General features: G+C 64.8%; 23 protein-coding genes. 14 read left to right on the plus strand and 9 right to left on the minus strand.

The window, feature by feature from the left end:
* The 3 genes from EXZ48_RS15125 to EXZ48_RS15135 all read right to left on the minus strand — a co-directional run bounded on the left by EXZ48_RS15125 (position 1) and on the right by EXZ48_RS15135 (position 3,956).
* Positions 1-1,857, minus strand: coding sequence for a glycosyltransferase family 2 protein (locus EXZ48_RS15125; protein WP_130516762.1), 1,857 nt, complete (start codon positions 1,855-1,857; stop codon positions 1-3).
* A complete protein-coding gene (gene galE, locus EXZ48_RS15130) occupies positions 1,854-2,840 on the minus strand; it encodes a UDP-glucose 4-epimerase GalE (protein ID WP_050744260.1) in 987 nt (328 codons plus the stop codon). Before galE ends, EXZ48_RS15125 begins: the two co-directional genes overlap by 4 nt.
* A 102-nt stretch (positions 2,841-2,942) precedes the next feature.
* Entirely contained in the window at positions 2,943-3,956 is a 1,014-nt protein-coding gene (locus tag EXZ48_RS15135; protein WP_130516933.1) for a UDP-glucuronic acid decarboxylase family protein, read from the minus strand.
* A 604-nt stretch (positions 3,957-4,560) separates the two neighbouring features.
* On the opposite strand from EXZ48_RS15135, the gene EXZ48_RS15140 reads away from it, so the two are divergent.
* On the plus strand, positions 4,561-5,694 hold the full coding sequence (locus tag EXZ48_RS15140; RefSeq protein WP_130516765.1) for a helix-turn-helix domain-containing protein: 1,134 nt from the start codon (positions 4,561-4,563) through the stop codon (positions 5,692-5,694).
* Between the two features lie 128 nt (positions 5,695-5,822).
* Here the strand turns inward: EXZ48_RS15140 and EXZ48_RS15145 are convergent, their stop codons facing one another.
* A complete protein-coding gene (locus tag EXZ48_RS15145) occupies positions 5,823-6,731 on the minus strand; it encodes a glycoside hydrolase family protein (protein WP_023512717.1) in 909 nt (302 codons plus the stop codon).
* 245 nt (positions 6,732-6,976) lie between these two features.
* Between EXZ48_RS15145 and EXZ48_RS15150 the strand changes: the two genes are divergently transcribed.
* From EXZ48_RS15150 to EXZ48_RS15195, 10 genes are all read left to right on the plus strand, one after another.
* Positions 6,977-8,323, plus strand: a complete 1,347-nt coding sequence (locus tag EXZ48_RS15150; RefSeq protein WP_130516767.1) for a hypothetical protein — start codon at positions 6,977-6,979, stop codon at positions 8,321-8,323.
* Between the two features lie 129 nt (positions 8,324-8,452).
* Complete coding sequence (locus EXZ48_RS15155) at positions 8,453-8,701, plus strand: hypothetical protein (RefSeq protein WP_130516769.1); 249 nt, start codon at positions 8,453-8,455, stop codon at positions 8,699-8,701.
* A gap of 450 nt (positions 8,702-9,151) precedes the next feature.
* Entirely contained in the window at positions 9,152-10,576 is a 1,425-nt protein-coding gene (locus EXZ48_RS15160; RefSeq protein ID WP_130516771.1) for a M20 family metallopeptidase, read from the plus strand.
* Entirely contained in the window at positions 10,569-12,263 is a 1,695-nt protein-coding gene (locus tag EXZ48_RS15165) for a M28 family peptidase (RefSeq protein WP_130516773.1), read from the plus strand. Before EXZ48_RS15160 ends, EXZ48_RS15165 begins: the two co-directional genes overlap by 8 nt.
* Positions 12,264-12,327: 64 nt before the next feature.
* A complete protein-coding gene (locus EXZ48_RS15170; protein WP_130516775.1) occupies positions 12,328-13,176 on the plus strand; it encodes a transporter substrate-binding domain-containing protein in 849 nt (282 codons plus the stop codon).
* Positions 13,177-13,288: 112 nt separating this feature from the next.
* Positions 13,289-14,008 carry an ABC transporter permease gene (locus EXZ48_RS15175; RefSeq protein ID WP_037404989.1) on the plus strand — a complete coding sequence of 240 codons (720 nt, stop codon included), beginning with the start codon at positions 13,289-13,291 and terminating at the stop codon, positions 14,006-14,008.
* Positions 14,008-14,736, plus strand: a complete 729-nt coding sequence (locus EXZ48_RS15180; protein WP_130516777.1) for an ABC transporter permease — start codon at positions 14,008-14,010, stop codon at positions 14,734-14,736. The genes EXZ48_RS15175 and EXZ48_RS15180 overlap by 1 nt, the downstream gene beginning before the upstream one ends.
* The gene (locus tag EXZ48_RS15185; protein ID WP_130516780.1) at positions 14,733-15,512 is read left to right on the plus strand and encodes an ABC transporter ATP-binding protein; all 780 of its coding nucleotides are present in this window, start codon (positions 14,733-14,735) and stop codon (positions 15,510-15,512) included. The genes EXZ48_RS15180 and EXZ48_RS15185 overlap by 4 nt, the downstream gene beginning before the upstream one ends.
* Positions 15,513-15,563: 51 nt before the next feature.
* Positions 15,564-16,421 carry a transporter substrate-binding domain-containing protein gene (locus EXZ48_RS15190; RefSeq protein WP_130516782.1) on the plus strand — a complete coding sequence of 286 codons (858 nt, stop codon included), beginning with the start codon at positions 15,564-15,566 and terminating at the stop codon, positions 16,419-16,421.
* Between the two features lie 202 nt (positions 16,422-16,623).
* The gene (locus EXZ48_RS15195) at positions 16,624-17,115 is read left to right on the plus strand and encodes a GNAT family N-acetyltransferase (RefSeq protein WP_130516785.1); all 492 of its coding nucleotides are present in this window, start codon (positions 16,624-16,626) and stop codon (positions 17,113-17,115) included.
* A 43-nt stretch (positions 17,116-17,158) separates the two neighbouring features.
* On the opposite strand, the gene EXZ48_RS15200 is transcribed toward EXZ48_RS15195, so the two are convergent.
* The 4 genes from EXZ48_RS15200 to repA all read right to left on the minus strand — a co-directional run bounded on the left by EXZ48_RS15200 (position 17,159) and on the right by repA (position 21,773).
* Complete coding sequence (locus EXZ48_RS15200) at positions 17,159-17,803, minus strand: GntR family transcriptional regulator (protein WP_023516987.1); 645 nt, start codon at positions 17,801-17,803, stop codon at positions 17,159-17,161.
* A gap of 155 nt (positions 17,804-17,958) precedes the next feature.
* Entirely contained in the window at positions 17,959-19,185 is a 1,227-nt protein-coding gene (gene repC / locus EXZ48_RS15205) for a plasmid replication protein RepC (RefSeq protein WP_130516787.1), read from the minus strand.
* A gap of 261 nt (positions 19,186-19,446) precedes the next feature.
* Positions 19,447-20,520 (minus strand): plasmid partitioning protein RepB, encoded by a 1,074-nt coding sequence (gene repB / locus EXZ48_RS15210; RefSeq protein WP_130516935.1) that lies wholly within the window; start codon positions 20,518-20,520, stop codon positions 19,447-19,449.
* Positions 20,520-21,773, minus strand: a complete 1,254-nt coding sequence (repA, locus tag EXZ48_RS15215; RefSeq protein WP_037409490.1) for a plasmid partitioning protein RepA — start codon at positions 21,771-21,773, stop codon at positions 20,520-20,522. The genes repB and repA overlap by 1 nt, the downstream gene beginning before the upstream one ends.
* 501 nt (positions 21,774-22,274) lie before the next feature.
* Between repA and EXZ48_RS15220 the strand changes: the two genes are divergently transcribed.
* The 3 genes from EXZ48_RS15220 to EXZ48_RS15230 all read left to right on the plus strand — a co-directional run bounded on the left by EXZ48_RS15220 (position 22,275) and on the right by EXZ48_RS15230 (position 24,854).
* Entirely contained in the window at positions 22,275-22,532 is a 258-nt protein-coding gene (locus tag EXZ48_RS15220; protein ID WP_130516789.1) for a WGR domain-containing protein, read from the plus strand.
* A 700-nt stretch (positions 22,533-23,232) separates the two neighbouring features.
* A complete protein-coding gene (locus EXZ48_RS15225; RefSeq protein WP_050744271.1) occupies positions 23,233-23,574 on the plus strand; it encodes a helix-turn-helix domain-containing protein in 342 nt (113 codons plus the stop codon).
* Positions 23,574-24,854 (plus strand): type II toxin-antitoxin system HipA family toxin, encoded by a 1,281-nt coding sequence (locus EXZ48_RS15230; protein ID WP_130516791.1) that lies wholly within the window; start codon positions 23,574-23,576, stop codon positions 24,852-24,854. Before EXZ48_RS15225 ends, EXZ48_RS15230 begins: the two co-directional genes overlap by 1 nt.
* A 76-nt stretch (positions 24,855-24,930) precedes the next feature.
* On the opposite strand, the gene EXZ48_RS15235 is transcribed toward EXZ48_RS15230, so the two are convergent.
* Positions 24,931-26,358, minus strand: a complete 1,428-nt coding sequence (locus EXZ48_RS15235; protein WP_130516793.1) for an FAD/NAD(P)-binding protein — start codon at positions 26,356-26,358, stop codon at positions 24,931-24,933.
* Position 26,359: the final 1 nt, after the last annotated feature.

Below are 26,359 nucleotides of genomic sequence, written 5' to 3' on the forward strand. Positions count from 1 at the left end.
CTACAGTCTCCTGTTGCCTTTCACGACCACCGGACGCAGGACGCGCCAGTGGGGATTGAAGATGGTCCTGTGCACGTCATGGCCGCCGACCCCCGCACCGGACACGGAGAAGCGGTTTTCAAAGAGGGCGAAGCTCTCCGTGCCCCAGGCCAGCGACTCGATGCCGTCCCGACCGCGCTCCGCCGCGGCGAAGCAGGGCAGCGCCACCAGGGCGGCAAGGCTTGCCGCCATCACCGGCCGGTAGGAACGGGCCGGATAGCGAACCCTGTTCTCGCGGGCGTGCTGAACGACGACCACGACGAGCAGCACCGTGTAGATCGCCGCATTCATGATCGCGAAGATGTAGAAGCCCCGGCTGCTGTCATTGGCCTCCGGAATGAGCAGAACCGGCAGGATGGAAGCAATCGCCATGAAGGCGTAGGGCGCCAGCACGCGCAGCGGCAGGGGATCGACCTCGGACACGCCCTTCGGCGTGATGCGGAAATCGACGAACGAGCCCGTCGACCAGTCGCGCAGCGCCGCAAGCGTGCCCGCCAGCGCCCAGGGCCACCGCGCGAAGAGAAACAGCGTCACCTCGAAACTCAGCACTTTCGCGTCATGCGGCCGGAAGGTGCGCGAGGCGCGCCAGCCATAGGCCAGAAGGATCAAGAGGGTCGCCTGGGGCAGGTAATGGCCGAGGAAGTCGAGATAGGTGACCGTGACGAAATTGATCCCCGTCACCAGCGCGACGATCGGCAGGAGGAACATCAGCGCCATGAAGAGCGAGAGCAGCGGATACCAGAACTGTGCGAACATGAACTGGAATCTCAGGCGAAACGGCAGCGTGCGGCACAGTTTCGGCGAATATTGCAGAAGGATCATCATGAGGCTGCGCGACCACTGGAATTCCTGCGTCACGAGGTCGGCAAAGGTGCTCGGTCCGTCGCCATAGGCAATGGCATCGAGCGCATGCACCCCGCGCCATCCATGGGCGTTCATCATCATCGTGGTGGAATGGTCCTCGGCAAGCTCCGGGCCGAGGCCGCCGATCTCCTTCAGCGCCCTGGTGCGCACCGCATAGTGCGAGCCGAAGCAGAGCGGGGCGAAGCCGTTGTTGTAGCCGGCCTGCAAGGCGCCATGCATGCAGGCTTCCGCATAGAGGCGGCCGCGGGCCGCCCAGCTTCCTGCCGCATTGCGGCTGCAGATGCTCGGCGCGGAAACGTAGCCCACACCCGCATCGGCAAAGGGCCGCAGCATCTCGAAGAGATAACCGGGCGCCGGCACGTGATCGGCATCGAGCTGCACGACGAAATCGTAGCGGTCATAGCCATACTGATCGTAGAAGAAGGCAAGGTTGCCTTCCTTGCAGCGCGTGCGCCGCGGCCAGACCTTGCGGTGATACTCCTCCCTCCCCTTCCGGGTCGAGACGAAGACGCCATTGCGGCGGCACCATTCGAGCGTCTCGGGGGTCGGATCTTCGTCGGCGAGCCAGGTATCGTGCGGCACCTCCTGGGCGAGCATGGCGCTCAGGGTTTCGGCAAGCAGCGAGAAGGGCTCGGAAGGCGCCTTCGTCACCACCATCGCCACGCGGCTGCCGCGCGGCAGCCTCAGCGGCCCGTTCGGCCGGCAGGCGCGGAAGGACAGAAAGACGAAGTAGGCCGGCAGCAGGGTGCCCCAGGCGAGGATCCCCGTCACCACGATCGACCCCATCCAGGAGGCATGATGGGCCGGCTGCAGCCACCAGATCCAGAAAACGCCAAGCGCGACGACCCAAAGGCCCATGCCGACGAGAAATCCCACCCGCTGCCAGCCGGTGAAGACCGGCACCATCAGGGGAACATCGCGGCTCCGGCTGCGGTCTCTCCGACGCCTCTTCATGCCCGCACCTCCAGGCCGAAGAACGGAGCGGCCGTGCGGATGATGGTATCGAGATCGGAATAGACGGCGCGGAAGCCCAGCGTCTCCGCCGCAAGCGCAGGATCCGCATAGAGCGCCGGAGGATCGCCGGCGCGGCGCGGGCGCAGCACGATGGGTACCGCGCGCCCCGTCAGGCGCCGGATGGATTCCAGGATCTCCCTGATCGAGGTGCCGCGCCCCGTGCCGAGATTGACGGCCAGGTTGCCGCCGCCGCCGAGCAGATGCTCGACCGCCAGCACATGTGCGCGGGCGAGATCGCCCACATGGATATAGTCGCGGATGCAGGTGCCATCCGGCGTGTCGTAGTCGTCGCCATAGACTTCCAGCACATCGATGCTGCCGGCGGCGGCCATCATGGCACGCGGGATGAGGTGCGTTTCCGGATCGTGCGCTTCGCCGAGCTCACCATCGATATCCGCGCCGGAAGCGTTGAAATAGCGCAGCGCCACATAGTGCAGATCGTAGGCCACCGCATAATCGGCCAGCATCTGCTCTGCGATCAGTTTCGTGCGGCCATAGGGATTGATCGGGCGCTGGCTTGCCCCCTCGCGGATCGGCAGGCTGTCAGGGACACCGTAGGTCGCGCAGCTCGAGGAAAAAATGAGGTTGCGCACCCCTGCAAGCCGGCAGGCCTCCAGCAGGGACAGGGTGCCGCTGACATTGTTGCGGTAGTATTTCGCCGGGTCCACGACGGATTCGCCGACATAGGCCGAAGCCGCAAAATGGATCACGGCGACCGGCTTGTCCTCATCGATCGCGGCGCCGAGCCTCTGCGTATCGAGGATATCGCCTTCGACGAGACGTCCCCAGCGGACGGCCTCCCGGTTGCCGGTCGACAGATTGTCGTAAACGACAGGCTCAAAACCCTGCGCACTCAACAGCTTTGCCGTATTGCTTCCGATGAAGCCGGCGCCACCGACGACAAGTACCTTTTTCCTGTCCATTGCCAGTGCCTTCTCGACGACACGCGACGGCCCACGCCCCGGCCATGCGCGGGAGTGATAGCGTCACTGCGGATGTGGTTCGGTTCAGATTACCCGCCGTATCTACGCGACGACGGCGAATTCCTTGGCGGGAGGAGCCAACTGATGCTCGAAATAGGCGATCGTCGCCTTCAGGCCTTCCGCAAGCGCCACCGTCGGCGCCCATCCGAGCCCCCGCTCGGCCATGGTGATGTCAGGCTTGCGCTGGTGCGGGTCATCGACCGGCAACGGGCGATACACGATCCTGGAGGACGACCCCGTCATGGCGACAACCTGCTCGGCCAGTTGCTTGACGGTGAATTCGCCCGGATTGCCGATATTGACCGGCGTGTGGATCGGGGCCGGGCTGTTCATCAGCCGGTAGAAGCCTTCGATCAGGTCATCGACATAACAGAAGGAGCGGGTCTGGGAGCCATCACCATAGACGGTGATATCCTCGCCCTTCAGCGCCTGAACGATGAAGTTGGAGACGACGCGACCATCGTCGGCCCGCATCCGCGGGCCATAGGTGTTGAAGATGCGCACGATGCGGATATCGACACCGTACTGCTGGTGGAAGCTGTAGAACAGCGTCTCGGCAGACCGCTTGCCCTCGTCGTAGCAGGCGCGCGGGCCGAAGGAATTGACGTTCCCCCAGTAGCTCTCGGGCTGCGGATGCACATGGGGGTCGCCATAGACCTCCGACGTGGACGCCTGGAAGATCCGCGCCTTGTGATGGGCGGCGAGCTCGAGAAGATTGAGCGCGCCCAGCACGCTGGTCATCATCGTATGGACCGGATCGGCCTGATAATGCGGCGGCGAGGCGGGACAGGCGAGGTTGTAGATTTCATCGACCGCAACGTCTATCGGCTCGACAATATCATGGCGAATGAAGCTGAATGTGTCGTAGCGCAGCAGGTGGCGCAGATTATCCATGCGGCCCGTAGAGAAATTGTCCAGGCAAATGACGGTGTTTCCGTCTTTCAGCAGGCGCTCACAAAGATGTGATCCGAGGAATCCGGCACCACCAGCCACAAGAATACGCCGGTTGACTTTTAATTTCGTGGTGAAAGTGAAAGATTTATATGGCTTACCCACAGCATACTCCAATACAAAGGGGCAACCTCAGCAAATACAGATCAGTATCTGCGCGACTTTCATGCTTTATTAACTCTTTTCCTGTTATAGGATATTCAAATATAGTGGCGCAATATCAGCGAATCCGAAAACTTTCCAATTTATCCATTCTTTTGAGATGAGATTCTTTCTCCACTTTCGGAAAACCAGGCTGGATATATACCCAGTTCATTTGAGTGGATTTTGTACCGGAGCGGGAATGAGCCCGAAAAACTGCGGAAACTGCGTCGGGTTCGCAAGAATGCCTCGAATTTAAGAATGCCCTAAATGAATAGAGGGAGATCCGCAGACAGGATCGCATGAGAACCAAGCGGGGAAGTCATTTTTCACAGGTCAGAAAGCACAAAAATAGTACTATTGAGGGGTTCTAAATTTCCGGTTATACATGGTTGTGCACGACGAAAAGCACACCCGGATTTATCGCTACTGAAGACAGATTGCCGTTACTTCAATGCTCTCTCCGCAACAGACGCCCCTAAAAGCGTACGGAGAGCCGAACACGAACCGCTGTAGGCCGGTTGGGGCACAAGCACCCCAACAGGTTGGGGTAAGCAGGGTCAGAGCAATGGTTGACACTCGGTCAGGGCCGGATTTTGTCGAACGCAGGCGCTTTGCGCGCGTAACGCAGCCTCCGCTCGGCGTCGAGGAAGCACAGAATGGCGTGCTGTCCCCGCTGGATTTCACAACCGGCGACCTGCCGCCGCCCCAGCAGTTCGCCGCCTGGCAGGACTACATCTCCCCCCTGCTCGACGTGCATCTGCCCGAAAATGTCTATCCCGAGGATGGGTTTTCCGCCCAACAGAGCGTGTGGAACCTTGGCGGCATGCTGATGATCCAGCACAGCAGCCCGGCCGTCGGCTACGCGCGCCTGCCCGAAAAGGTCCGGTTGAGCCCCCTCGATCATTGGCACATCATTTTTCTGCATTCAGGCCAGAGCTGGACGGAGGTCGATGGCCGGGTTGCCAGGAACGAGCCGGGGCTGGTGGAAATCCGCTCGCTTGGCCGCCCGTTCCGCGGGCGCAAGCTGGCCACGGAATCGATCGGCCTGATCGCCCCCGTCGATCTGTTTTCCGATCACGGAGGTCTGCCGGCAGCCAGCAACAATGTCGTGCTCGGCGGCCACCGGGTCCGGCTGCTGGCGGATTATGTCGCCAGCGTCGAGGCCAATCTGCGCTTCCTCACGCATGACGACCTCAACAACGTCAAGGAACGCCTGCGCGAAATGGTGTTCGAGGCGGTAACACCGCTGGTGGAACGCAACGCCGGTGGGGATCAGGTTTCGGACATGGGGCTGATGGCGCGCGCAAGGCGTTTCATCGCGGGCAATATCGCCTCGCCCGATCTGACCGCCGAAGCACTCTGCAAGCAGCTGGCAATCTCCCGGACCCGGCTCTACGAGCTGTTCGAAACATCGGGCGGCGTTGCCAACTACATCCGCCGCCGCCGTCTGCTGGCGGCGCACGCCATGCTGTCGGACCCGTCCGACAGCCGCAAGGTTGCCGAGATCGGCGCCGCGATCGGAATCGATTCCCCGGCAAATTTCAGCCGTGCCTTCACGCAGCAGTTCGGCTACAGCCCCAGCAACATCTACAAGCACACGCAGGATCACAGGCCTGTGCTGGCCAAGGGGCATGCGGGCAAGGACGGTGGGCGACCGGCAACCTTCGAAGGCATGCTGCGCACGCTGGGTCTCTTCTGAGAGCCGCCGGAGGACGGCGACCAGCGTCTGGAGCCAGTCAGCTGCATACCGAACCTGACTGGCTCCAGAGTTCTTTGTTTCCGTTTGTCTTGTCAGGAAAACCGGGTTCCATTTTTCCCTGACAAACTCTAGAGCAAAAGATCGTAGAACGCCTTGCCGACCTTCGTCAGGTCGCCATCGGCATCCAGCAGCTGCGTGTTGATGTGCCAGCCGTCGCCGCCGTCATAGGCCCCGAACCAGGCATGGCGCTTGACGAAGTCGAGGCTGTCCATCATGCGCGTTGCGGCATCGGCGAAAGCGGCGATCTGCTTGGTGCTGAAACGGTCGGGATTGTCCCAGTCCACCAGGGCCCATTCCGTCACCCAGACCGGCTTGTCATAGGCCTTCTGAACGTTTTTCAGGAATTTCTTGAATTCCCCGATGCTCGGATTTTCCGAGTAGTAGTGGACGGCGATGAAATCGACGTCATACCCCTTCTTGTCCGCAAGGTTCATAAACTTGCCGAGCCAGGAGTTCTTGCCCAGGGTCTCGGGCGTCGTGACGGCGGGCGAGCCGAGCGTGAGGCCGGTCTTCATCAGTTTCGGCCAGAGCTTTATCGCCTCCGCCACCGTCAGGTTCGACTGGTCCTTGTTGTCGGGCTCGTTGAAGCCGAGCAGATAACCCGATTTCGTGTCCTTCAGCGCCTTGATGTTCGTGGTGCTGAGGTCCGTCTTGCCCCAGATCATCGGCACGAACCGCGCATCGGCAAGCCCCTGTGCGTGTCCCTTGCCCTGCGGCGTGGACAGGGGATCGGGCCGCCAGTTCGTATACCAGCCGAAATCGAAGATATCGAGATCGCTGAAGGCGCTCGCGTCGGAATCGATCTCCCAGGTGCCGATACCAACCTTGCCAGGATTCTTCAGGGACACCGTGCCACCGACCTTCGCCGCGCCATGATCGAGCGACGCTTCCGAGAATTCCGAATGCCACGCCTCCTCCCGGTTGCTCCGGAAGATGAAGTTGTCTTCCAGGAACGGACGCTGATCGAGGCGGAGCAATCCGCTTCGTTCCAACCAGTCACTTACCGTCAAAGCGCGCTGCACGTGCTCCCCACCGAGGCCAGGACCCCGGGATTCCGAGATCTACAGGCGTCAAGCGTGGCACAGAAGCGTATATATCCCCGGAATCGATCTGGTTAACACATTGCTAAATTAATAGGGCCGCATGGACCTCATGCCCGCACCGACAAACCATTCTTTTAACTGAACCATGTTAGAGAGCCGCCCAACAATGGAGATCATTCATGGCCGCTCCGTCCGTGGACTATCAATCACGCCCTGGCGGCTACCTCGAAAAGCTGCGCGATCGTGATGCCTGGCTGGCCGTTCTCCTGATCGCAGTTCTTCCGAACGCGCTCTTTATCCTTGCATCGCCATGGCTGATCGTGCGGCGCCTGCCCAGTCCGGCCATCTATCTTGCCGCGGCCGTCCTCTCGCTCGCCCTGCCAAGGCCCTTCAGCTACCTGCTCTTTCTTCTGGCTGCGGCGATCGACGGTTTCGTCATCATATGCCTGATGTTCGACATGCCCTTCGATGTCTCCCTCGCCTCCCTGCGCTTCCTGACGGAAATCGATATCGGCGCGTCCTTCCTCTATGTCGCCGGCACGGTCTGGTTCATCGTCCTTGCCTTGGCGTCCGCCTATTTGATCAACCACTATCGTGACAGGTTGCGCGCCGCATCGCTCATCCCCTTGATCATCGCGGTCGCGGCGGTCATCTGGATCGACCAAAGCGTCAATCTGTACAAACCCGGCAAGCCCGCAGCATTCGAGAGCGCAATGCAGCAGGCGAACCTGACGTCGGACATGATCATTCGCAACGACAGAAACGTGCTGCTGGTGCTGGTCGAGGGAATGGGGGCCTTCGCGGATCCGCAAGAGCGCAGCCTGCTTGAAAACAAGCTGCGTGACGCGGCCGGGAACCAGTTCAAGCTGACACACGGCGTGAACGCGCACTATGGCTCCACCAGCGGCGCGATCTCCCGGGAACTGTGCGGCAGATGGGGTACTTTCACCGACTATCTCGCCGATAAACGCTACGATTGCCTTCCTTTCAGGCTCGCCGACGCCGGCTTCGCGACGATCAGCTATGATGGTTTCAAGGGCGGGCTCCTTGCCCTGCGAGACTGGTATCCGAGCATCGGACTTAAGACACTGAACTTTCGCGACGACCTGGAGAGAGATCATCCGTCCGAGTTTACCCGCCAATGCGGATCCGCTTTGAAGGGGCTCTGCGACAGTGATGTCGGAAAACGCGTCCATCGCGAGCTTGCCGCCTCGAACGGCCAGCGAAAGTTCGTCTACTGGCTCACACTGAACAGCCATCTGCCGTATGTTCCCGTCGAAAACGGCCCCCTGGCATGCAATTCGGCTCAGGCCCGGATAACCGACCGCATTCCGTGCGAGCTGACGGAAATCTGGATGGAGGTGTTCGACGCCGTCGCCGCGATCGCCGCCGATCCGGACCTGCCGCCCCTCGACATCATGGTCGTTGGCGATCACAACACGCCGATGTGGTCCCGGGCCGCAGCCAGCCATTTCCGCACCGGCCTCATCGACTGGTATCGATTGGAATATGTTGAAAACCGCTAGGGAAACAGCGGATCTTGCGGGCGGGACGGCAACATCCGGTCCGGAGAAACCGCCTTTTCCGTGAGGGGATCTTCCAAGAAGGCAAAAGCCGTCATTGATCGGGGCGGGAACCCTCTGTAGTCCAGTGCAATGAGATCCCTGAGCCTCCTTCTCCTGTCGGCCGTCCTTGCCTTCTGCGCCAGCCTCGCCGTCGCGGGTCTGTTTCTTCCGGTCTACAGCCTTTTCGAGGGTGGGACGCACAGCTGCCTGGCGGGCGGCCTTGCGCAGTGCCTGTCCTGGATCCCCCTCAGCGCCCTTTTCTACGGGCCGCTGTTCTCCATCGTCGGCGTCGTGCTCGGCACGCCGCTCATCATGACGATCCTTGCATGGCGCGCATGAGCGCGGCAGGTTTCGGCTCCGGCGCACAGCATACCGAAATGGCCCACGCCAGGCCGGACCTGCCGGCCGGGTGACCAAACACGCTGCGTGCCGGGCGTCCCCCTCCCCCAAGGACGGGGCGGCTGTGTCCCCTTCGCCAACCGGCTCTTTTCTCCATGCCGGGGAAGACCGCAATGTTGGAAACGGACGGGACGCCAACGCAAGGCAGTGTGTTTTCCCCTCCCCCAGCCCCCTGCGCCAAAGCATTTCCGGTGAAAGCGGGTTCACTGGAGGCCTTCTATCTCCTTGTTTTTCCGCATTGTCCGACGCCGAAGCGGTCCCGCTTCGGCTGGAAATGCTCAAGGTCCCGCAGCCGTCTCCTGCCGACAACAGCACAGCCCTCTTGCGTATCCAAAAATGTTATCGTAAATTGGCGCCAATCTTGGATACCATTTGCAAGGCAGAGACGTGATGATGAATTCCGATGCCATCTGGGGCCTCGTCGAGGCGAAGCGGGCGGTGTTTTTCGACCTCAGCGACCGGGTGTGGGACACGCCCGAAACGAACTATGCGGAATATGCCGCCGCCGAGGCCCATGCAGCGGTTCTGGACGCGGAAGGCTTTCGTGTCGCGCGGGGCATGGCGGGCATGCCGACGGCGGTGATGGGGGAAGCCGGGCAAGGCGGGCCGGTCATCGCCATTCTCGGCGAATTCGATGCGCTGCCGGGCCTCAGCCAGGTGGCGGGGCTTGCCGAGGAGCGGCCGCTCGTTGCCGGCGGCAACGGGCATGGCTGCGGCCACAACCTGCTCGGCGCGGGCGCGCTGATGGCCGCCACCGCGGTCAAGGACTATCTTGCGGCACACGGGCTTGCCGGACGCGTCCGCTACTATGGCTGCCCCGCCGAGGAGGGCGGCTCCTCCAAGGGCTTCATGGTACGCGCCGGCCTGTTCGATGACGTCGACATCGCGATATCGTGGCATCCGGCGCCCTTTGCCGGCGTCAACAATCCCGTCTCGCTCGCCTGCAACGAGATCGACTTCCACTTCTCCGGCCGTGCCGCCCATGCCTCCGCCACACCCCATCTCGGGCGCAGCGCGCTCGATGCTGTCGAGCTGATGAATGTCGGCGTCAACTATCTGCGCGAGCACATGCCCTCCAGCGCCCGCATCCACTATGCCATCACCGACGCTGGTGGCCATGCGCCGAATGTCGTGCAGGCCCGCGCCTCGGTGCGCCATCTCGTGCGCGCCCGCAGCCTGCCGGAACTGCATGCCCTTTCGGCCCGCGTGCGCGCCGTCGCCGAGGGCGCGGCGATGATGACCGGCACGGCCGTCACGAGCCAGATCGTCAGCGGCGATGCCAATCTCGTCGGCAACACGCCGCTCGAGACCCTCATGCACCGCCATCTCGAACGGCTCGGCCCGCCGGCCTTCGACGCGGCCGACCGCGCCACGGCGGAAGCCTTCCAGAAGACCTTCACCGCCGAGGACATCGCCTCGGCCTTCGAGCGTTTCGGGCTGAAGCTGCGGCGCGGCGTGGCCTTGTGCGACACGATCTTTCCGCCCGAAAGCGGCGCGGGCACGCTGGTCGGCTCCACCGATGTCGGCACGGTGAGCTGGGTCGTGCCGACGGTGCAGATGCGCGGGGCGACCTATGCGATCGGCACGCCCGGCCATTCCTGGCAACTCGTGGCGCAGGGCAAGCTGCCCGCCGCCCACAGGGGCATGGAACACGCCGCCAAGGTGATGGCCGCAACGGCCCTCGACCTCATCGCAGATCCCGCCCTCATCGCTGCCGCAAAGGCCGATCACGCCGCCCGGCTCGACGGCACGCCCTTCGTCAACCCCATCCCCGACGACGTCGATCCGCCACTGCCGGTGAAGTCCAATGCGTAAGCCGCCTCGTCCCGACCGCGCGCGCCTCGCCGCACATATCGAAGAGTTCGCCCGCCGCATCAAACTCTCCGGCACAACGGAAGAGCGCGAGAGCTTTCGCTATCTCGAACGGGAGATGGCGTCCTACGGCTACCGGACGGAACTCCTCGCCCACGACGCCTATATCAGCCTGCCCGGGCGTGCCCGCATCGAGGTCGGGGGCGAAGGCCTGCGATGCATCACGCATTCCATGTCTCTTTCGACCCCGGCCGAGGGAATTTGCGCACCGCTTGTCTATATCGGCGACGGCAGCGCTGTGTCCTTCGCCTCGAACAGCGTTTCCGGCAAGGTTGTTCTGGTCGACGGGATCGCCGACGAACAAGTAACCGCACTGGCTGCCCTTCATGGAGCGGTGGGTCAGATCCATATCAGCCCAAACGAACATCTCTACGAGATGTGTGTTTCGCCGGTATGGGGCAATCCTTCGCAGATAACGCGGCCGCTGCTGCCATCCACGGTCGTTTGCACCATCGCCTGTGATGACGGGGCTGCCCTGAAGGCGCGCTCACTGAACGATGAAACCCTATCCGTGAAGCTCTGGGCCGAGGTGGATACCGGCTGGCGAAAGACGCCGCTCCTTGTCGCCGAGTTGCCGCCGGCGAACGCGGAGCACACCGACCATCCGTTCGTTCTGCTGTCCGGCCACCACGACACATGGCACTACGGCGTCATGGACAATGGCGGCGCCAACGCCACCATGCTCGAAACAGCGCGGTTGCTTGCCGAGCGACGCGACCTGTGGAGGCGCGGCCTCAGGCTCTGCTTCTGGTCCGGGCACTCCCATGGTCGCTATTCCGGATCGGCCTGGTATGCGGATGAACACTGGGATGAACTCAACCGGCGTTGCGCCGTCCATGTCAACGTCGATTCGACCGGCGGCGCGGGGGCAAGCGTTCTTGCAAACTCGGCGGTCATCGACGAGCTGAAGACGCTTGCCGCCGAGGAAATCGAGGCGGTGTCCGGCCAGATTCACGCGGGGCGCCGCCACCAGCGGGTTGCAGACCAGTCATTCTGGGGCATCGGAATACCTTCGATGTTCGGAAGCATCAGCCATCACCCTCCCGGCGGCGTGAAGCGCCCTTCGGCCCATGGCTGGTGGTGGCACACGCCGCACGACCTGATCGAGCACATGGACCTCGACAACCTCGATCGCGATACGGCAATCGTCCTGGCCGTGCTGTCTCGCCTGCTCATCGATCCGGTCCTGCCGTTGGACTATACGGCCTTCACCGCCTCGATGCGTTCGGAACTCTCGGCGCTGGTAGCCGGCCTCGATGGCCGTCTTGATATCACCGGTCTGCTCGGCCGCCTCGATGCGCTTGAGGCGGCGGCCCGAACCGTGAACGAAATGGCCAAGAGCGCGCGTGAAGGCCAGCGGGCCGAGATCGACCGCGCCCTGATGCGTGTGTCGCGTGCCCTCGTCCCGATCAACTACACGAGCGGCAATCGGTTCAGCCATGACAGCGCCCTGCCGCATCCTGCCTGGCCCTCGCTTTCCGGCCTCCGCGCGCTCGCAGAGCTCTCCGAAGACGCTGCGGACACCGCCTTCCATGTCGTCTCCGCACGACAAAGCAGAAATCTCGTCACCCATAGCCTTGGGGAGGCACAGGCGGTGCTTGCCGCCCTCATCGAGCGCAGGGAACGCTGACAAAACGCATCATTTCACCGCAGCACAACCGAGAGACATTCGGCAATAAAAAGGGAACGGAAAGATGAAACGGAATGCATGGATATCGGCAATTCTCCTGAGCAGCATTGCCCTTGCGGCGTCTACGGCCGCCGCCAAGGACTGGACCCATGTCCGGGTGGGCATAGAGGGTGCATTTCCGCCATGGAATGCGCTCGACGCGAAGGGGCAACTGTCCGGCTTCGACGTTGACCTGATCAAGGACATATGCGCCCGCGCCAAGGTCGAATGCGAGTTGCAGACGGGCGAGTGGACGAGCCTCATTCCCAGTCTGAATGCCGGGAAATTCGACCTCGTCATGACGCTCGGCATCAACGAGAAGCGCAAGAAGGTCGTTGACTTCACAGTTCCCTACGCCAGTGGCGTCGCAACGTTCCTGATTGCCAGGGACGGACCGGTCGCAGAACTTCCCATGACGGGAGAACGCCTCAATCTCAACGACAAGCAAAAGGCTGAGCCGGTCATGGCGGAGATCGGCAAGCGCCTCGAAGGCAAAACGATCGGTGTCGTGCAGTCGACCAGTCAGGAGCAGCTCATCAACGCGTATTTCGGCGACGCCGTCACGGTCCGCACCTACAAAAGCTCGGGTGAACGCGACCTCGACATCAAGGCTGGCCGCCTCGACGCAGGCTTCGACAGCGGCGTCTACGGCACGAAGATGCTTGCCGAGCCGGGCAACGAGACCCTGGCGATGACCGGCCCGCTGGTGAAAGGCGCAATGCTGGCGACGGAAGTCGCCATGGGTATGCGCAAGGGCGAAGTCGAGTTGAAAGCCAAATTCGACGAGGCGATCAAGCAGGCCGCTGCCGATGGTGTCATTCGCGCCCTCTCCACGAAATGGAGCAAGCTTGATCTAACCCCTTCCTACCAGTGAACCGAGCCCGCCGGGTGGGTCTTTCAGGACCCATCCGGCCCTCGTCAGGCGGACACACCACAATGAACAGATGGCCAAACTCGATACCGGCGGGCCGGGGACCCTTCTCGCCATGAGCCAACCCAGCATCCTCGATCTCGTAAGCTTCGGGCCGAACGGCTGGGGCCAGGCGCTGGCCGCCGGCGCCACCATGACGATCCTCATCGCGCTGGCCGGCTTCTTCATCGGCGGCCTGATCGGCACGGCGGGCGCCTGGGCGAAGATTTCCGGCGGGCCGGCCGTGCGGTTCGCCGCGGAAACCTACACGACGGTGCTGCGCGGCATTCCGGACCTGCTCGTCATCTACCTCTTCTATTTCGGCGGCAGTGCCGTCGTCAGCGCGGTCGGGCGGCTGTTCGGGGCGGAGGGTTTCGTCAGCTTCCCGGGCTTTCTGGCCGGCGCCCTTGCCGTCGGCGTCACCTCGGGCGCGCAGCAGACCGAGGTCTTTCGCGGCGCCTTCCGCGCCGTGCATCCCGGCGAGCTGGAGGCGGCAACCGCCTGCGGCATGGGCCGGGCGCTGAAATTCCGCCGGGTCGTCGCGCCGCTGACGCTGCGCCATGCCCTGCCCGGCCTCGGCAATGTCTGGCAGGTGGTGCTGAAGGAATCCGCTCTCGTCTCGGTCACCGGCGTCGTCGAGCTGCTGCGCCAGGCGCAGATCGGCGCGGGCTCCACCAGCCTGCCCTTCGATTTCTACCTGATCGCGGCGCTGATCTACCTCGCCATATCCACCCTGTCCGGCTTTCTGCTCCACACCTCGGAGCGCCGGTTCTCCCGCGGCGTCAGGAGGGGCTGATGGACATCGTCTTTCTCTGGGAAACCTTCGTCAGCCTGCTTGGCGCCCTGCCGCTGACGCTGGAGCTTGCGGCAACCGCCATCCTGCTCGGCGCGGGCCTTGCCCTCGCGCTGGCACTTGCCCGGCTTTCCGGCATTTTCCTGCTCGACTGGTCCGCCCGGCTCTATGTCTTCCTCTTCCGCGGCACGCCGCTTCTGGTGCAGATCTTCCTCATCTACTACGGCCTCAGCCAGTTTCCGGCCGTGCGGCACTCCTTCCTCTGGCCGGTGCTGCGCGAACCCTACTGGTGCGCCGTTCTGGCGCTGATGCTGAACACGGCCGCCTATGCCAGCGAGATCATCCGCGGCGGCCTGCTCTCCGTGCCGCATGGCCAGGTCGAGGCCGCGCGTGCCTGCGGCATGCCGCGCTTCATGATCTTCCGCCGGGTCGTCCTGCCGCTCGCCATTCGCCAGGCGCTGCCGGGCTACGGCAACGAGATGATCGCCATGGTGAAAGCGACCTCGCTCGCCTCGATCATCACGCTGATGGAAATCACCGGCGTCGCGGCGCGCATCATCTCGGAAAGCTACCGGGTGATCGAGGTCTTCGTCGTCGCCGGCGCGCTCTATCTCGTGCTCAATTTCGTGCTCACCCGGCTCGTCGCCGCGCTCGAACACCGGCTGAGCCCGGCGCAGCGCCGGCCGTTGTCCCTGCCCTCCTCCGCCGCCCTTTCGGGAGAAACCCCTTGACCCAGACCCACACCGCACCGCCCGTCGCCATCGCCGTGCGCGACCTGAAGAAGCGCTTCGGCCCCATCGAGGTGCTGAAGGGCATCGGCCTGGAAGCACGCGAGGGCGAGGTCGTCTCGATCCTCGGCTCCTCCGGCTCCGGCAAGTCGACGCTGCTGCGCTGCATCAACCTTCTGGAAGTGCCCGATTCCGGCTCGATCTGCGTCGCGGGCGAGGAAATCCGCCTGAAGGCCGCCGGAGATGGCCGCAGCCGGCCGGCCGATGCGCGGCAGGTCGACCGCATCCGCGCCGAACTCGGCATGGTCTTCCAGAGCTTCAATCTCTGGTCCCATCGCACCGTCCTGGAAAACGTCATCGAGGCACCCGTCCATGTGCTGAAGCGCCCGCGCCGCGAGGCGATCGAGGAAGCCGAGGCGCTGCTGGCCAAAGTCGGCATCGCCGACAAGCGCAACCACTATCCCGCCCACCTCTCCGGCGGCCAGCAGCAGCGCGCCGCCATCGCCCGGGCACTCGCCATGCGGCCCAAGGCCATGCTGTTCGACGAGCCCACTTCCGCGCTCGACCCCGAACTCGTCGGCGAGGTGCTGCGCGTCATGCGCGGCCTTGCCGAGGAAGGCCGCACCATGCTGGTCGTCACCCATGAGATGGGTTTCGCCCGCGACGTGTCGAACCGCGTCGTCTTCCTCCACCAGGGCGCCATCGAGGAGGAAGGCACGCCTGACGAGGTCTTCACCCGCTCCGGATCCGCCCGGTTCCGACAGTTCATCAGCGCCTGAGCGCATTTCAGCCGCAAAACGCCACCACCACCAAACAAAAGGGGAATGCACATGAAGAACACAGCCAAGATCGCCCTAGCGGCCCTCGGCCTCGCCACGACCGTCACGGCCGGCGCGGCCATGGCGGAGGAGAAGACGTGGACGACGGTGACGATCGCCACCGAGGGCGCCTTCCCGCCCTACAACCTCACCAAGCCCGACGGCACGCTCGACGGCTACGAGATCGAGCTCAGCAAGGTTCTCTGCGCCCATATGAAGGTCGAATGCACCATCGTGCCGCAGGCCTTCGACGGCATCATCCCGGCGCTGAACGCCGGCAAGTTCGATGCCATCATGGCCGGCATGTCGGCGACGGAAAAGCGCAAGGAGGTCATCGACTTCTCGCTGTCCTACGGCAGCACCGGCCAGGCTTTTGCCACCCTGAAGGGCAGCGACCTCGAAAACATGCCGATGAAAGGCGAGCTTTTCTCCCTTGCCTCCAACGAGGCGGGCGCCCGCAAGGCCGCAGAAGACCTGAAGCCGCTGCTCGAAGGCAAGACCATCGGCGTGCAGAGCGCCTCGATCGCCGCCCGCTTCATCGACGAATACCTGAAGGGCGCCGTCGAGGTACGGGAATACAAGACGACCGAGCAGCACGACCTCGACCTCATCGCTGGCCGGGTCGATCTCGTCATGGCCTCCATGGGCTACCTGATGACCGCAGCGGAAAAGCCGGCCAATGCGGACATGGCCATCGTCGGCCCGCGCTTCCAGGGCGGGTTCCTCGGCGCCGGCAGCTCGGTCGGCCTGCGCAAGAGCGATCCGGAGCTGAAGGCGCTGTTCGATGCCGCCATCACCGCCGCCAAGGACGACGGCACGATCAAGCGCCTGTCGGAAAAGTGGTTCGGCTTCGACCTGACGCCGCGCTGATGCCCGGTTGAAGCCGGCAAGAGCAAATCCCTGATCGAACGCGCCCTGCAAGGATCCCGGAAACGGGCGGCTTGCAGGGCGCGAGCGGCCGTCTGTTGACAGCCCGTCGCGGCTACCCTACAGCGGAGGCTCCCGAGAGAAGGAGATTTATGCGCAGAGGTCCCGTCTGAGCCGCCCTATGCGGTGCTGCCCGGCATCCCGGATGCCGATCCTCTTTGCACATCCATCTTTCTGTGGAGTTTTCGTGAAAAACGACATCATTCTCCGTGCCTATGACCCGGCATCGGACCTCAAGACCCTGTCCAACATCTGGTTCGACGCCTCGCTGAAGGCCCATGCCTTCCTGGGCGAACCGCGTCTGCGTGCGCAGCAGACGCTGATCGAAACGACCTACCTGCCCGCAGCCGAAACCATCGTCGCCTGCCATCGCGAAAGGCCCGTCGGCTTCATCAGCCTGCTCGACACCTTCGTCGGCGGCCTGTTCGTCGCGCCGGGCCAGCAGGGCCGCGGGATCGGGCGCACCCTGATCGCCGAGGCGCTTGCCCTGAAGGGCGAGCTGGTGCTGGAGGTCTATACGCGTAATGCCGAGGCCTTTGCCTTCTACGGCGCCCTCGGCTTTGCGGAAATCTCCCGGCGGCCGAGCGACGACGAAGGCCTGCCGTTCGAAAATGCCCGTCTGCGCCTGAAAGCCTGACGGCCGGCCGGAGCAGCACGCCTGCTCCGGCTCTTTTCGCCACTCAGCTGCGGATCGGCGCCTGGCGGATGTGGATTTCGATCAGCCGCTTCAGCTCCGCGACATCGCCGGCCGCCAGCGCATCGACCATCAGGTGGTGCTCGCGGGCGGATTGTTCGATGCGCGCGCGGGTGCGCCACTGGGAGACCGGCGCGGAGGCCGTGCGCTGGCGGATTTCCGCGACGAGTTCGACAAGTTCGAGATTGCCCGAAAGGAGCAGCAGCGCCCGGTGGAAGGCGAGGTTGGCGTCGTAGTGCTCGATGATCGTGCCGCGAAACGACATGTCGTCGAATTGCCGGGCAAGGCCGCGCAGGGTCTCGATCGCCTCGGGTGTCGCATGAGCGACCATCCGGTCGGCAACGGACGTCTCCAGGATCACGCGGATGTCGCTGATCTCCTGCGTGCGGGCATCGTCGACCTCGTAGACCTGGTAGCCGCGGTTGGGAATGTGCTGCACCAGCCGCTTCTGCGACAGACGGTCGAGCGCCCGGCGCACCTCCGGCCGCGTGCAGGCGTAGCGGCGTTCGAGGTCGATCTGCTTCAGCCAGGTGCCTGCCGGCAGGGTTCCCGTCAGGATATCCTGCAACAGGAGATCCGTGACATCCCGTTCCTCCGCCTCGACTGCCGCTTCCGTCTGTGCCGCCCGCATCGTCCGTCCCGCTTTCTGACCGCGCGCCGCCCTGCTTCGATCGCGGAATTGGCGCCATTTTTGGAGAAACTATGATAGCCGCCCGCGCAATTCAATGCGGATTGCCGTTTTCAGTCAAAAGCTTGCCGAGTTTTTCAGCCTGCCGTCCGGCTGCATCAGTCATCCCCGACCGACCGCCCCCGTTCCAGCGCCTGCAGCATCGGATAGATGCTGAACGCCCCGCGACCCGCCTTTTCCGTGAGATCGCGAAGATATCCGCCGGGCGAGCGAATGGCTTCACCCCGTTGCAGGAGCGCGGCGATCACCACCGCGGCCGCCTGTTCGCCCATCGCAGCCTTGGCCTTGCGCCAGGCATCAGGCGAAATGCCGAGCATCGAGCGCACGAGGTCGGCCGCTGCCAGGAGATCGGCCCAGCTGGTAACGCCATCTCGTCCGTAATCGGCGATATCGGGGCAAAGTTTGACCAGCCGAGCAAGGCTGATCGCCATCTTCTGCTCCGGTGCCGGTCGTGCTTCGTTCACCGCCTTCACCTCTTGAGTTTCTCGGCTATAGGATTCAAATTTTTGGTCTATGTTTGAATTCTGTATATGCTGCTCAGTCTGAAGGTCACTGCCGCTCATTTCTTCTTCCGAAAGGCTTGAGAGATAAGCGTTTTCCACTTCGGCCCGAAGATGCAGCAAGGCCTCCCGCCGATCGGCCAGGAGATCGCAGGCAGCGCGGCGGCCAAGCCCGGCGGCAAGCTGTGCAAGACGTGCGGCGTAATCCAGCCAGTCGCCAGCCCTGCCCTCTTCCAGGGCCGTGGCAACGATCTTGGCGATGTCACGCTGGTGCAGCGTCACCTCGCCGCGCAGGGCCCGCTGAGCACGATCCTCTGCCCGCACGGTCTCTGCCGCCTCGAAAATCTCGCCGGCCCGCAGCGCCAGCGGCGCCAGGTCGAAGCCGAAGGCATCCTCCAGCGCGCCCGCCTCGTCCCGGCGGCAGAAGCGCTTGCCGTTGGCGCTGTCGCGGCGGAAGATCATGCCGGCCTCGACGAGCGCTACGATATGGCGCCGGATCGTCGCCGGGGCCATGCCACGCGCGCGCAGCGAAAGCTCGCGATTGGAAGGAAAGACGATGATCGGCGCCGTGCCGTCGAGCTCGCGCTCCGTGGCGAAGGAGACGAGCGCCTCCAGCACGCTGATCGTGCGGTCGCCGATGCCGTAGACCCGGCGGGCTTCCGTCACGGCGCGCATGAGCTGCCATTTGTCGGCGCGCCCGGTGTCGTTGCCGCCTTCGCCGGCACGCAGCTTCTCCTGTCGCTCCGTTGTCGCGCGCTGCCTCAGGAAAAGGCGCGCACTCATCCGTCCGCCGCCAAAAGGCGTCGTTGCAATCTGCTCCATCATTGTCGGGTCCCCTTTTCCGAGGCAAGAAGGTCCCGTCAACGCCGGCCATCAGGCAGACGAAGGTCTTCGTTTCGCGCGGCAACAGGGCCGGACGACTCTTGACTTTGACTGTTGGAAGTGATTCTCTCGAATTGCTACATAGAAGAGGGCTTCCGAAATGGTGACGTTTTGGGGGCCTTTTTTCTTGTCTCCGCGTATCCTTCCGCTGGTTTCTCAGGTGTTTGCCAGCCGCTCACGCGGCCGAATCAGGTGTTTACCTGCTCAGTCCTTCCCCGCCTTTTCGGCAAGAAAGACCGCATAATCCTCCCGCAGGCGGCTCTTCAGCGCCGCGATGAAGGCCGGATCGACATCTTTCGCGAAGGAAAGACGCACCGCCTTGCCCTTGCGCTCGACCGTGGCAAGCAGCGCGCCGTCAGCCCGGACGATCTCCTCAGCAGCAGCCGGCGCCTTCTGCGCCGGGCGCAGCAGGCGGTCAAACAGCATCTGGAAGCGCTCGTCGCTCGCTGCCGTCGCAAAGCGCGCGGAGGTCGTCTCGTCGTCCGCCTTCTCGATCTCCGCTCCGTTGCCGTTCGCAAACAGCGCGCCGAGCGCCATCCAGCGCTCGCGCCCCGCCTTCGGCGCCGGGCCGATCGCGCGGATAAAGCGCAGCGGCACCGCATCGGCCACCTGCAGCAGCCGCGACAGTTCGCTCTTCTGCACCGCCAGCGCATCGCAGACGAGCCTGCGCTCAAAACTGCGGCCGACAAGCGTATGGGCAAAGAGGGCGCGCTCGATGAAGCTCAGATTGCGCCGCTCGGCATTTTCCTTGCCTTGCGCGAGCACCAGCTCGTCATCGGTGAGCGGCCGCACGACCGCCTTGACCTTGACGCCGAGACGGCGGGCCGCCTTCAGGCGGCGGTGACCGTAGGCAACCTGGTAGCGGCCTTCGCTCTCGCCTGCCCCATCCGTGGCTGAGGACGGGCGCACGAGGATGGGCACCTGCTGGCCGTTCTCGCGCATGCTCTCGACAAGCGCAAGAAAGTCCGGATCGTCGCGCTCCTCGTCGGAGAGACGGTCGCTGACGAAGGAGACGTCGATCCGCCCGGTATCGAGCGAGACGATGCGCTCGCCCTCTTCCAGAGCCTGGCGCAGCACCCGTGCCTCCTCCGCCTCGCGGGTGATGGAGGACAGCGTGAGCCCCATCGCCTTGACGGCGCCGGAGGACGTGCGCCCCGGCGTGGCGGGCGTCTCGGCGACGGGGAGCGATTTCGTCTCGGGCGCACGCTCCGCGCCGGCGGGCAGGATATCCCCGCCGAACAGCGCCTTGATCGAGTTCTTGCGGTCGCGGCCGGTCATCATGTGCGACCCCATGCGCTGTGGACGAGCTGTTCGATTTCCTGGTTGACCGCCTCGAGCGAATCCATCGCCCGGTCATAGGTCCCGCGGGAAAAATTCTCTCGGCCGACCTCGTAGAGCGTCTGCTTGGTAAGGCCGGCATCGGAGACGGCGGTGGATTTTAGCATGGTCGAGGTCAGGACGCGGTTGCCGAAGAGCGAGCGCAGGAACCCGACGATCTGCGCCTGCGGCCCGTCATGCGGCTCGTAACGGGTAACGAGATAGCGCAGGAAATCGAAATTGAGCTGGCCGCCCGCCTCGCGCACCACGCCGAGCAGATCCGAGGTCATGAACAGGAACTGGCTCATCGAGGCAACGTCGAGCATCTGCGGATGCACGGTGACGATGACCGAGGTGGAGGCGCAGAGCGCCGAGAGCGTGAGATAACCGAGCTGCGGCGGGCAATCGATGACGACGACGTCGTAGTCGTCAGCGACTGAGGCGAGCGCCGCCTGCACGCGGGTGAAGAACAGGCCGTGCGCCTCCCCTGCCCGGCGCTCGGCAAGCGCACGCGGCGTCGCATGCTCGAATTCCTGCAGTTCCAGATTGCCCGGCACGAGATCGAGATTGTGGAAATAGGTTTTTCGAACGATGGCGGACAGCGGACGGGCTTCGCCGTCATAGCGGATCGCGCCGTAGATCGTGTCGTTGCCGGCAAGGTCGAGTTCCGGCTGATAGCCGAAGAGCGCCGAGAGCGAGGCCTGCGGGTCGAGGTCGATGGCAAGCACCCGGTGGCCGGTCATGGCGAGATGCTGGGCTAGATGCACCGTGGACGTCGTCTTGCCAGAGCCGCCCTTGAAATTGGTGACCGAGATGATCTGCAGGTGTTCACCACGCGCCGGATCGCGCCACTTCACATAGGAACGGGCCTTTGCCGCATTGCCCTTGGCGCGCGCCTGTTCGGCGAGGTGATGGCGCAGCGCATCGATATCGGCGAGCGAATACATGCGCCGGCCGCCCGGACCGGTCGCCAGCTCCGGTCCTTCGCCCGCCAGCGATATCTGCCTGAGATAGCCGTCCGAAACGCCGATCAGCCGCGCCGCCTCGCCCGAGGTGAAGCTGCGCAGCGTCTTCTGCGAAGTCGGCGGAAACAGCCGGTCGCGCATGGCCTGGAGCTGCACGGACAGCGCCTGTGCGTCTTCCGCAATGGTTTCGTCGGCCGGGCGAAGCGTCGACATGGATTCTCCAAGGGCTGTGTGCGACGGCTTGGCCATCGGCAGTCTCCGTTCATTCCCCGATCCGCGGCCCCTCATGGTCCGGCAGACCGGCTTGCCTATAGTTTCTCCGATTCTCACCCCCGGGGATATGCGGGGACAAAGAAATCTACAGAGGCTTTCGGCAGTTACGGCGAAAATCACAATCTTCGCCCGGTTCCGTAAGAGACGGTGGGACAGGTTCCGAGTCGCGTCAAGCGTTTTTTGGTTAACGACGCCCTGGCGGGTGAGGGCCGGAATCCCGCGGAATCAGGACTCTGGCGGTTCCCGGTGGCGCGTCATCCACCGGATTCTGACTCCGTCTCGCGCAAGGTCGGAGGCGCTTTGCGCCGGGCCGCAGCCGAATCGTCAGCCACGCCTGCCGATTCTCGTTCCCACCTTGCTCAAGCGCTCCGTTGACAGCTGTCAACCGCGCGATCCATCAGCATCATGAATCGATGCGCAGCCATCGATTCCAAAAATGCGTTGGACGGGATTCGCCCTGCCGGCGAGACTCGCCCCATGGACGAGACGAGGTCAAGCCATTTCGAACGCCGGGACGCGACCCGCAACATGCAGCGCTTCTACCGCCTGACGGTGACGCGGGATCTTTTCGGCACCGTGCTCTTGATACGCGAATGGGGACGCATCGGCGTCTATGCCCGCGAGCGCAGGGAGGCCAAGGAAACCCTCGCCGCCGCCTGCCGGGATGCGGACCGGCTGGCGGTGCAGAAACAGCGGCGGGGCTACAGGCTCATCGAGGCCGATGGCACGCGTTGACAGCTGTCAACACACCGGCTGCCGGGCGAGGTGAGACGTGGACGAGATGCCGGCCCCGATACGCGGCATTGACAATGCCGGTAGTGGCGTTCCGCCATTCGCCGACCCGCCGATTTGACATTCCGGAACCCTACGCGCGTACAGCAACACCCGCCAACGCGCTCCAGCGATCACCCGCGCATCGCAGCGATGACCAGCGGGGCCGCATCCTTCTTCCTGTCCTGTGCCGGCAGCTCCAGCCCCTCGGCAAGAGCGCTTCCTTGTCGGAGGCATAGGGGCGTGGGACACCATTTGGTTGCCAGCTGTCAACTCGGCACGGCCCCGATGGGAGCAGTACGCCAGGCTGGCGGGCGCGTCCGATGGTGTAAAACGCCAGCACCATGGTCGGGTCGACCATTCCGGCAGACCAGCCCGACCGCCACGTCGCAAAGGGCGCCAAACCGCGATGTGCCGCTGGGGCCCCCAGCCGCCCGGGACAGCCGCGTGGCACTCCTTACCGCAACGCAGAGCAAGCAATGGAGGAAAACAGGCGCGGCAATGGATGGCACTCCGGGAACGGCGCAGAATGCCGGCATGCAAGGGTACCAAAAAAGCGGAATCCCGCTCTCTGCGCCAGGAAAAGCGGAATTCCGCTTTTTTGTAAGCCCGTTCCATGGTATGCGAAAATCCGCTTGTTTTGCAGCAAAGAGCGTCTTTCCGCATGAAATCCTCCGTCGCCGAAAATCTGGGCGCGCAGCTGCGCCGCACCCGCAAGAGCCGCGACCTCACCCAGCCGGCGCTGGCGGCGCGGCTGGGGCGGGATCGGGCGCGCATTTCGGAGCTGGAGCGCGACCTCATCCAGGGACGTCTCGGGCGCGACCGGCTGGCGCTGCTCCTGGAGATCTGCGATGCGCTCGACCTTTCGCCCGTGCTGGTGCCGGCCGAACGGCTGGCGGCGGTGCAGGCCCTGCTGGCGCCCACCGGACCGAAAGAAGACGCCGCGCGCCCGGACGGCACCGCCTTCGACGACGTCTTCATCGACCTTGCCGACGGAGAAGCGTAATGGTGCGCGCGGCGGTGCTCGGGGTGCACCTCCTTGATCCCGCGGGCCGGCCCCGGCGGGTCGGCATCCTGTCGCGCGACGGGGAGGGGGCGACGGCCTTTATCGTCGACGAGGCCTATCTGCGCGATCCGGCGCGGCCGGTGCTGAGCCTCGGCTGGCAGGTGCCGGGCGACGAGGCGGCGACGCGCGGCCGGCTCGCCGCACGCGGCGACAAGATCGGCCTCAACGGCCACCTGCCGCCGTGGTTTGCCGGTCTCCTGCCCGAGGGCGCGCTGCGCGACCTCGTGCTCGCCGAGATGGGCCCGGGCCGGCACGACCAGTTCGATCTCCTGACGCGGCTCGGCGGCGACCTGCCGGGCGCCGTGCTGGTGACATCAGAGACGGCGCCGCCCGAGACCGCCGGTCCCCTCCATCTCGAACGGTTCGCCGGGCTCGACCTGCCGCAGCCGGAAGGACTGGTCAAATTCTCACTGGCCGGCGTGCAGCTGAAATTCTCCGCCGCCCCCGCCGGCGCCCGGCTGACCGTGCCGGCGCGGGGCGGGGAGGGACGGGCGATCCTCAAGGTGCCCACGGCGCGCTATCCCGGCCTGCCGGAGGCCGAATTCGCCGCCATGACGCTCTGCCGGATGATCGGCGTGACGACGGCCGATTGCCGGCTCGTGCCGGTGGGGGAGATCGACGGCCTGCCTGCCGGCCTGCTTTCGGGTGGCGCGATGGCGCTCGCCGTCGACCGGTTCGACCGGCCGGGGGAGGGGGAGCGCCTGCACATGGAGGATGCCGGCCAGGTCGTCGGTGCCGTCGGCGAGCGCAAATACACGATGGCGACCTACGAGACGATCCTCAACATGATCCGCCGCTTCAGCACCGACTGGCGTGCCGACGTGCTGGAGGGCATCCGCCGCATCGTCGCCGACGTGCTCATCGGCAATGGCGACAACCATTTGAAGAACTGGTCCTTCCTGTTTCCGGGAGGCGGGGCTGTGCGGCTGTCGCCGGCCTACGACATCGTGCCGACCGTGCTCTTTGCGCCCGACGACCAGCTGGCGCTGCGCTTCGTCGGCACCCACGGCTTTTCCGCCGTCACCCTGCGCCGCTTTCGCCGCGTCGCGGACTTCCTCGGGCTCGATCCGGACTGGATCGAGCGGGGGGTGCGCGACACCGTGCTGATGGCACTCGATCTGTGGCCCGAAGCGCTGAGGGCGAATCTCGGCGCACCGCAGGCGGACCGCCTGATTGCGCGGCTCGGGACGCTGGCGCTGGTTGAGGAAGCGCGGGGTTGACCCTCCGCCCCTCTCCTCCCCGCGGCAGGGGAGGGGAGGGCGCGCTCAGAGCAGTTCCGCTTTTCCCTGACAAACTCTAGCCGTGCGCACGCACCTGCGCGGCGGGGAGGCTGGCGGCGATTGCGCGGGCGACGAGCACGGCGTGCTCCGTCACCTGCGGCAGGCCCATCAGCTCGCCGAACGTGCCGCGCGCCAGCGGGCCGGCAACGAAGAGCGTGCCGGAAGGCCGGCCGCTGGCGGCAACGCTGCGGCTTTGCTCATCGACCAGCAGGCCGAGACCCACCGGGTCCGCCCGCACATGGCCCGCGGCGGCAAGGCCGGAGAGATAGGGCTGGCTTTCCAGCACCGCCTCGTGGCCCGGCCCCGTCGTCACCACCACCGCATCGAAACGGCCGTCTTCGAAGCCTCCGCCGTGCCGCAGGCGCAGGCGCACGGCAAGGCCGCCCGCAGCGTCGTGTTCGGCTGCCGCAATCGAGCCGGCGCGAAAGGCGAGCGTTCCCTCGGCAAGGCGCTGCTCCAGCACCGCTTCCACCTGCGGGGCGATGCGGAAGCGGTGCGCATCCCAATAGGGCCGCAGGAAGCGCAGGAGCCGTCGCTGCTCGGCGAGGGGCAGCGCGCGCCAGATCGTACCGCCCTCCGCCCGTACCCGGTCGATGACCGCATGCCAGCCGACGCCCTGCGCCCCGGCCTCGGCGACGGTCTGGCGGATCCGGCGGAGCAGGGCGCGCGCCGAGCGGGCGGGCGGGGCGGTGAAATTGCCGAACGGCGCAGGCGCGGCAAGATCGTGCCCGCGGGCACGCAGGCCCCGGCGCGAGACGGCGGTGATGAGGCCGCGATGCCCGCGGGCATCGAGCGCGGCGATCACATCCGCCGCGGTGAGGCCGGCACCGACGACGAGAACCCGGTCGAGCGCCCCGATGCGCCGGAGCGCGCCGGGCACGGTGGCATCAGGGATGTAGCCCGGATGTCCGGCAAGGGCATGCGCCAGCACGGCCGGGGCGCGCGGCGCCGGGTGGGTCGTGGCGATGACGACGGTGTCGGCGAAGAGCACCGTGCCGTCCGCGGCCGCGATGCGCCAGTCGCCGCCCTCCTGCCGGGTTATCGCAGCGACGCGGCCGCGATGGTGCTCCACCGCCCCGCTGGCGAGGAGCGGTGCGAGCTGGTTGGCGACGTAGCGGCCGAAGGCCGAACGACGGGTGAAGACATGGCCGTCCGCCGTCTCGGCATCGGGGTCCGTCGCAAGATAGCCGGTCACCCGCAGCCAGCGGGCGAAATGCTCGCCATCCTCCGGCAAAAGCGACATGCGCGCGGCCGGCACATTGATGCGGTTAACCGGTTCGTCCGTGTCATAGGCAAGGCCGCCACCGAGCCGGGCGCGGGGCTCGAACACGACGATGCGCGCCGCATGCACCGGCAGCGCGCGCGCCAGGTGGTAGGCGACCGCCGCGCCGCTGAAGCCGCCACCGACGATCGCCACGACCGGGAGGAAGGATGAGGTGCTCATG

This window comes from Shinella sp. JR1-6, from assembly GCF_004284735.1.
Taxonomy (GTDB): Bacteria; Pseudomonadota; Alphaproteobacteria; order Rhizobiales; family Rhizobiaceae; genus Shinella.

What these genes read in the sequence shown, in the direction of transcription:
- EXZ48_RS15125 (WP_130516762.1), bottom strand. Translation starts at nt 1,857, where the DNA reads ATGAAGAGGCGTCGGAGAGACCGCAGCCGGAGCCGCGATGTTCCCCTG.
- galE (WP_050744260.1), bottom strand. Translation starts at nt 2,840, where the DNA reads ATGGACAGGAAAAAGGTACTTGTCGTCGGTGGCGCCGGCTTCATCGGA.
- EXZ48_RS15140 (WP_130516765.1), top strand. Translation starts at nt 4,561, where the DNA reads ATGGTTGACACTCGGTCAGGGCCGGATTTTGTCGAACGCAGGCGCTTT.
- EXZ48_RS15150 (WP_130516767.1), top strand. Translation starts at nt 6,977, where the DNA reads ATGGCCGCTCCGTCCGTGGACTATCAATCACGCCCTGGCGGCTACCTC.
- EXZ48_RS15155 (WP_130516769.1), top strand. Translation starts at nt 8,453, where the DNA reads ATGAGATCCCTGAGCCTCCTTCTCCTGTCGGCCGTCCTTGCCTTCTGC.
- EXZ48_RS15160 (WP_130516771.1), top strand. Translation starts at nt 9,152, where the DNA reads ATGATGAATTCCGATGCCATCTGGGGCCTCGTCGAGGCGAAGCGGGCG.
- EXZ48_RS15165 (WP_130516773.1), top strand. Translation starts at nt 10,569, where the DNA reads ATGCGTAAGCCGCCTCGTCCCGACCGCGCGCGCCTCGCCGCACATATC.
- EXZ48_RS15170 (WP_130516775.1), top strand. Translation starts at nt 12,328, where the DNA reads ATGAAACGGAATGCATGGATATCGGCAATTCTCCTGAGCAGCATTGCC.
- EXZ48_RS15175 (WP_037404989.1), top strand. Translation starts at nt 13,289, where the DNA reads ATGAGCCAACCCAGCATCCTCGATCTCGTAAGCTTCGGGCCGAACGGC.
- EXZ48_RS15180 (WP_130516777.1), top strand. Translation starts at nt 14,008, where the DNA reads ATGGACATCGTCTTTCTCTGGGAAACCTTCGTCAGCCTGCTTGGCGCC.
- EXZ48_RS15190 (WP_130516782.1), top strand. Translation starts at nt 15,564, where the DNA reads ATGAAGAACACAGCCAAGATCGCCCTAGCGGCCCTCGGCCTCGCCACG.
- EXZ48_RS15195 (WP_130516785.1), top strand. Translation starts at nt 16,624, where the DNA reads ATGCCGATCCTCTTTGCACATCCATCTTTCTGTGGAGTTTTCGTGAAA.
- EXZ48_RS15200 (WP_023516987.1), bottom strand. Translation starts at nt 17,803, where the DNA reads ATGCGGGCGGCACAGACGGAAGCGGCAGTCGAGGCGGAGGAACGGGAT.
- repC (WP_130516787.1), bottom strand. Translation starts at nt 19,185, where the DNA reads ATGATGGAGCAGATTGCAACGACGCCTTTTGGCGGCGGACGGATGAGT.
- repB (WP_130516935.1), bottom strand. Translation starts at nt 20,520, where the DNA reads ATGACCGGCCGCGACCGCAAGAACTCGATCAAGGCGCTGTTCGGCGGG.
- repA (WP_037409490.1), bottom strand. Translation starts at nt 21,773, where the DNA reads ATGGCCAAGCCGTCGCACACAGCCCTTGGAGAATCCATGTCGACGCTT.
- EXZ48_RS15220 (WP_130516789.1), top strand. Translation starts at nt 22,275, where the DNA reads ATGGACGAGACGAGGTCAAGCCATTTCGAACGCCGGGACGCGACCCGC.
- EXZ48_RS15225 (WP_050744271.1), top strand. Translation starts at nt 23,233, where the DNA reads ATGAAATCCTCCGTCGCCGAAAATCTGGGCGCGCAGCTGCGCCGCACC.
- EXZ48_RS15230 (WP_130516791.1), top strand. Translation starts at nt 23,574, where the DNA reads ATGGTGCGCGCGGCGGTGCTCGGGGTGCACCTCCTTGATCCCGCGGGC.
- EXZ48_RS15235 (WP_130516793.1), bottom strand. Translation starts at nt 26,358, where the DNA reads ATGAGCACCTCATCCTTCCTCCCGGTCGTGGCGATCGTCGGTGGCGGC.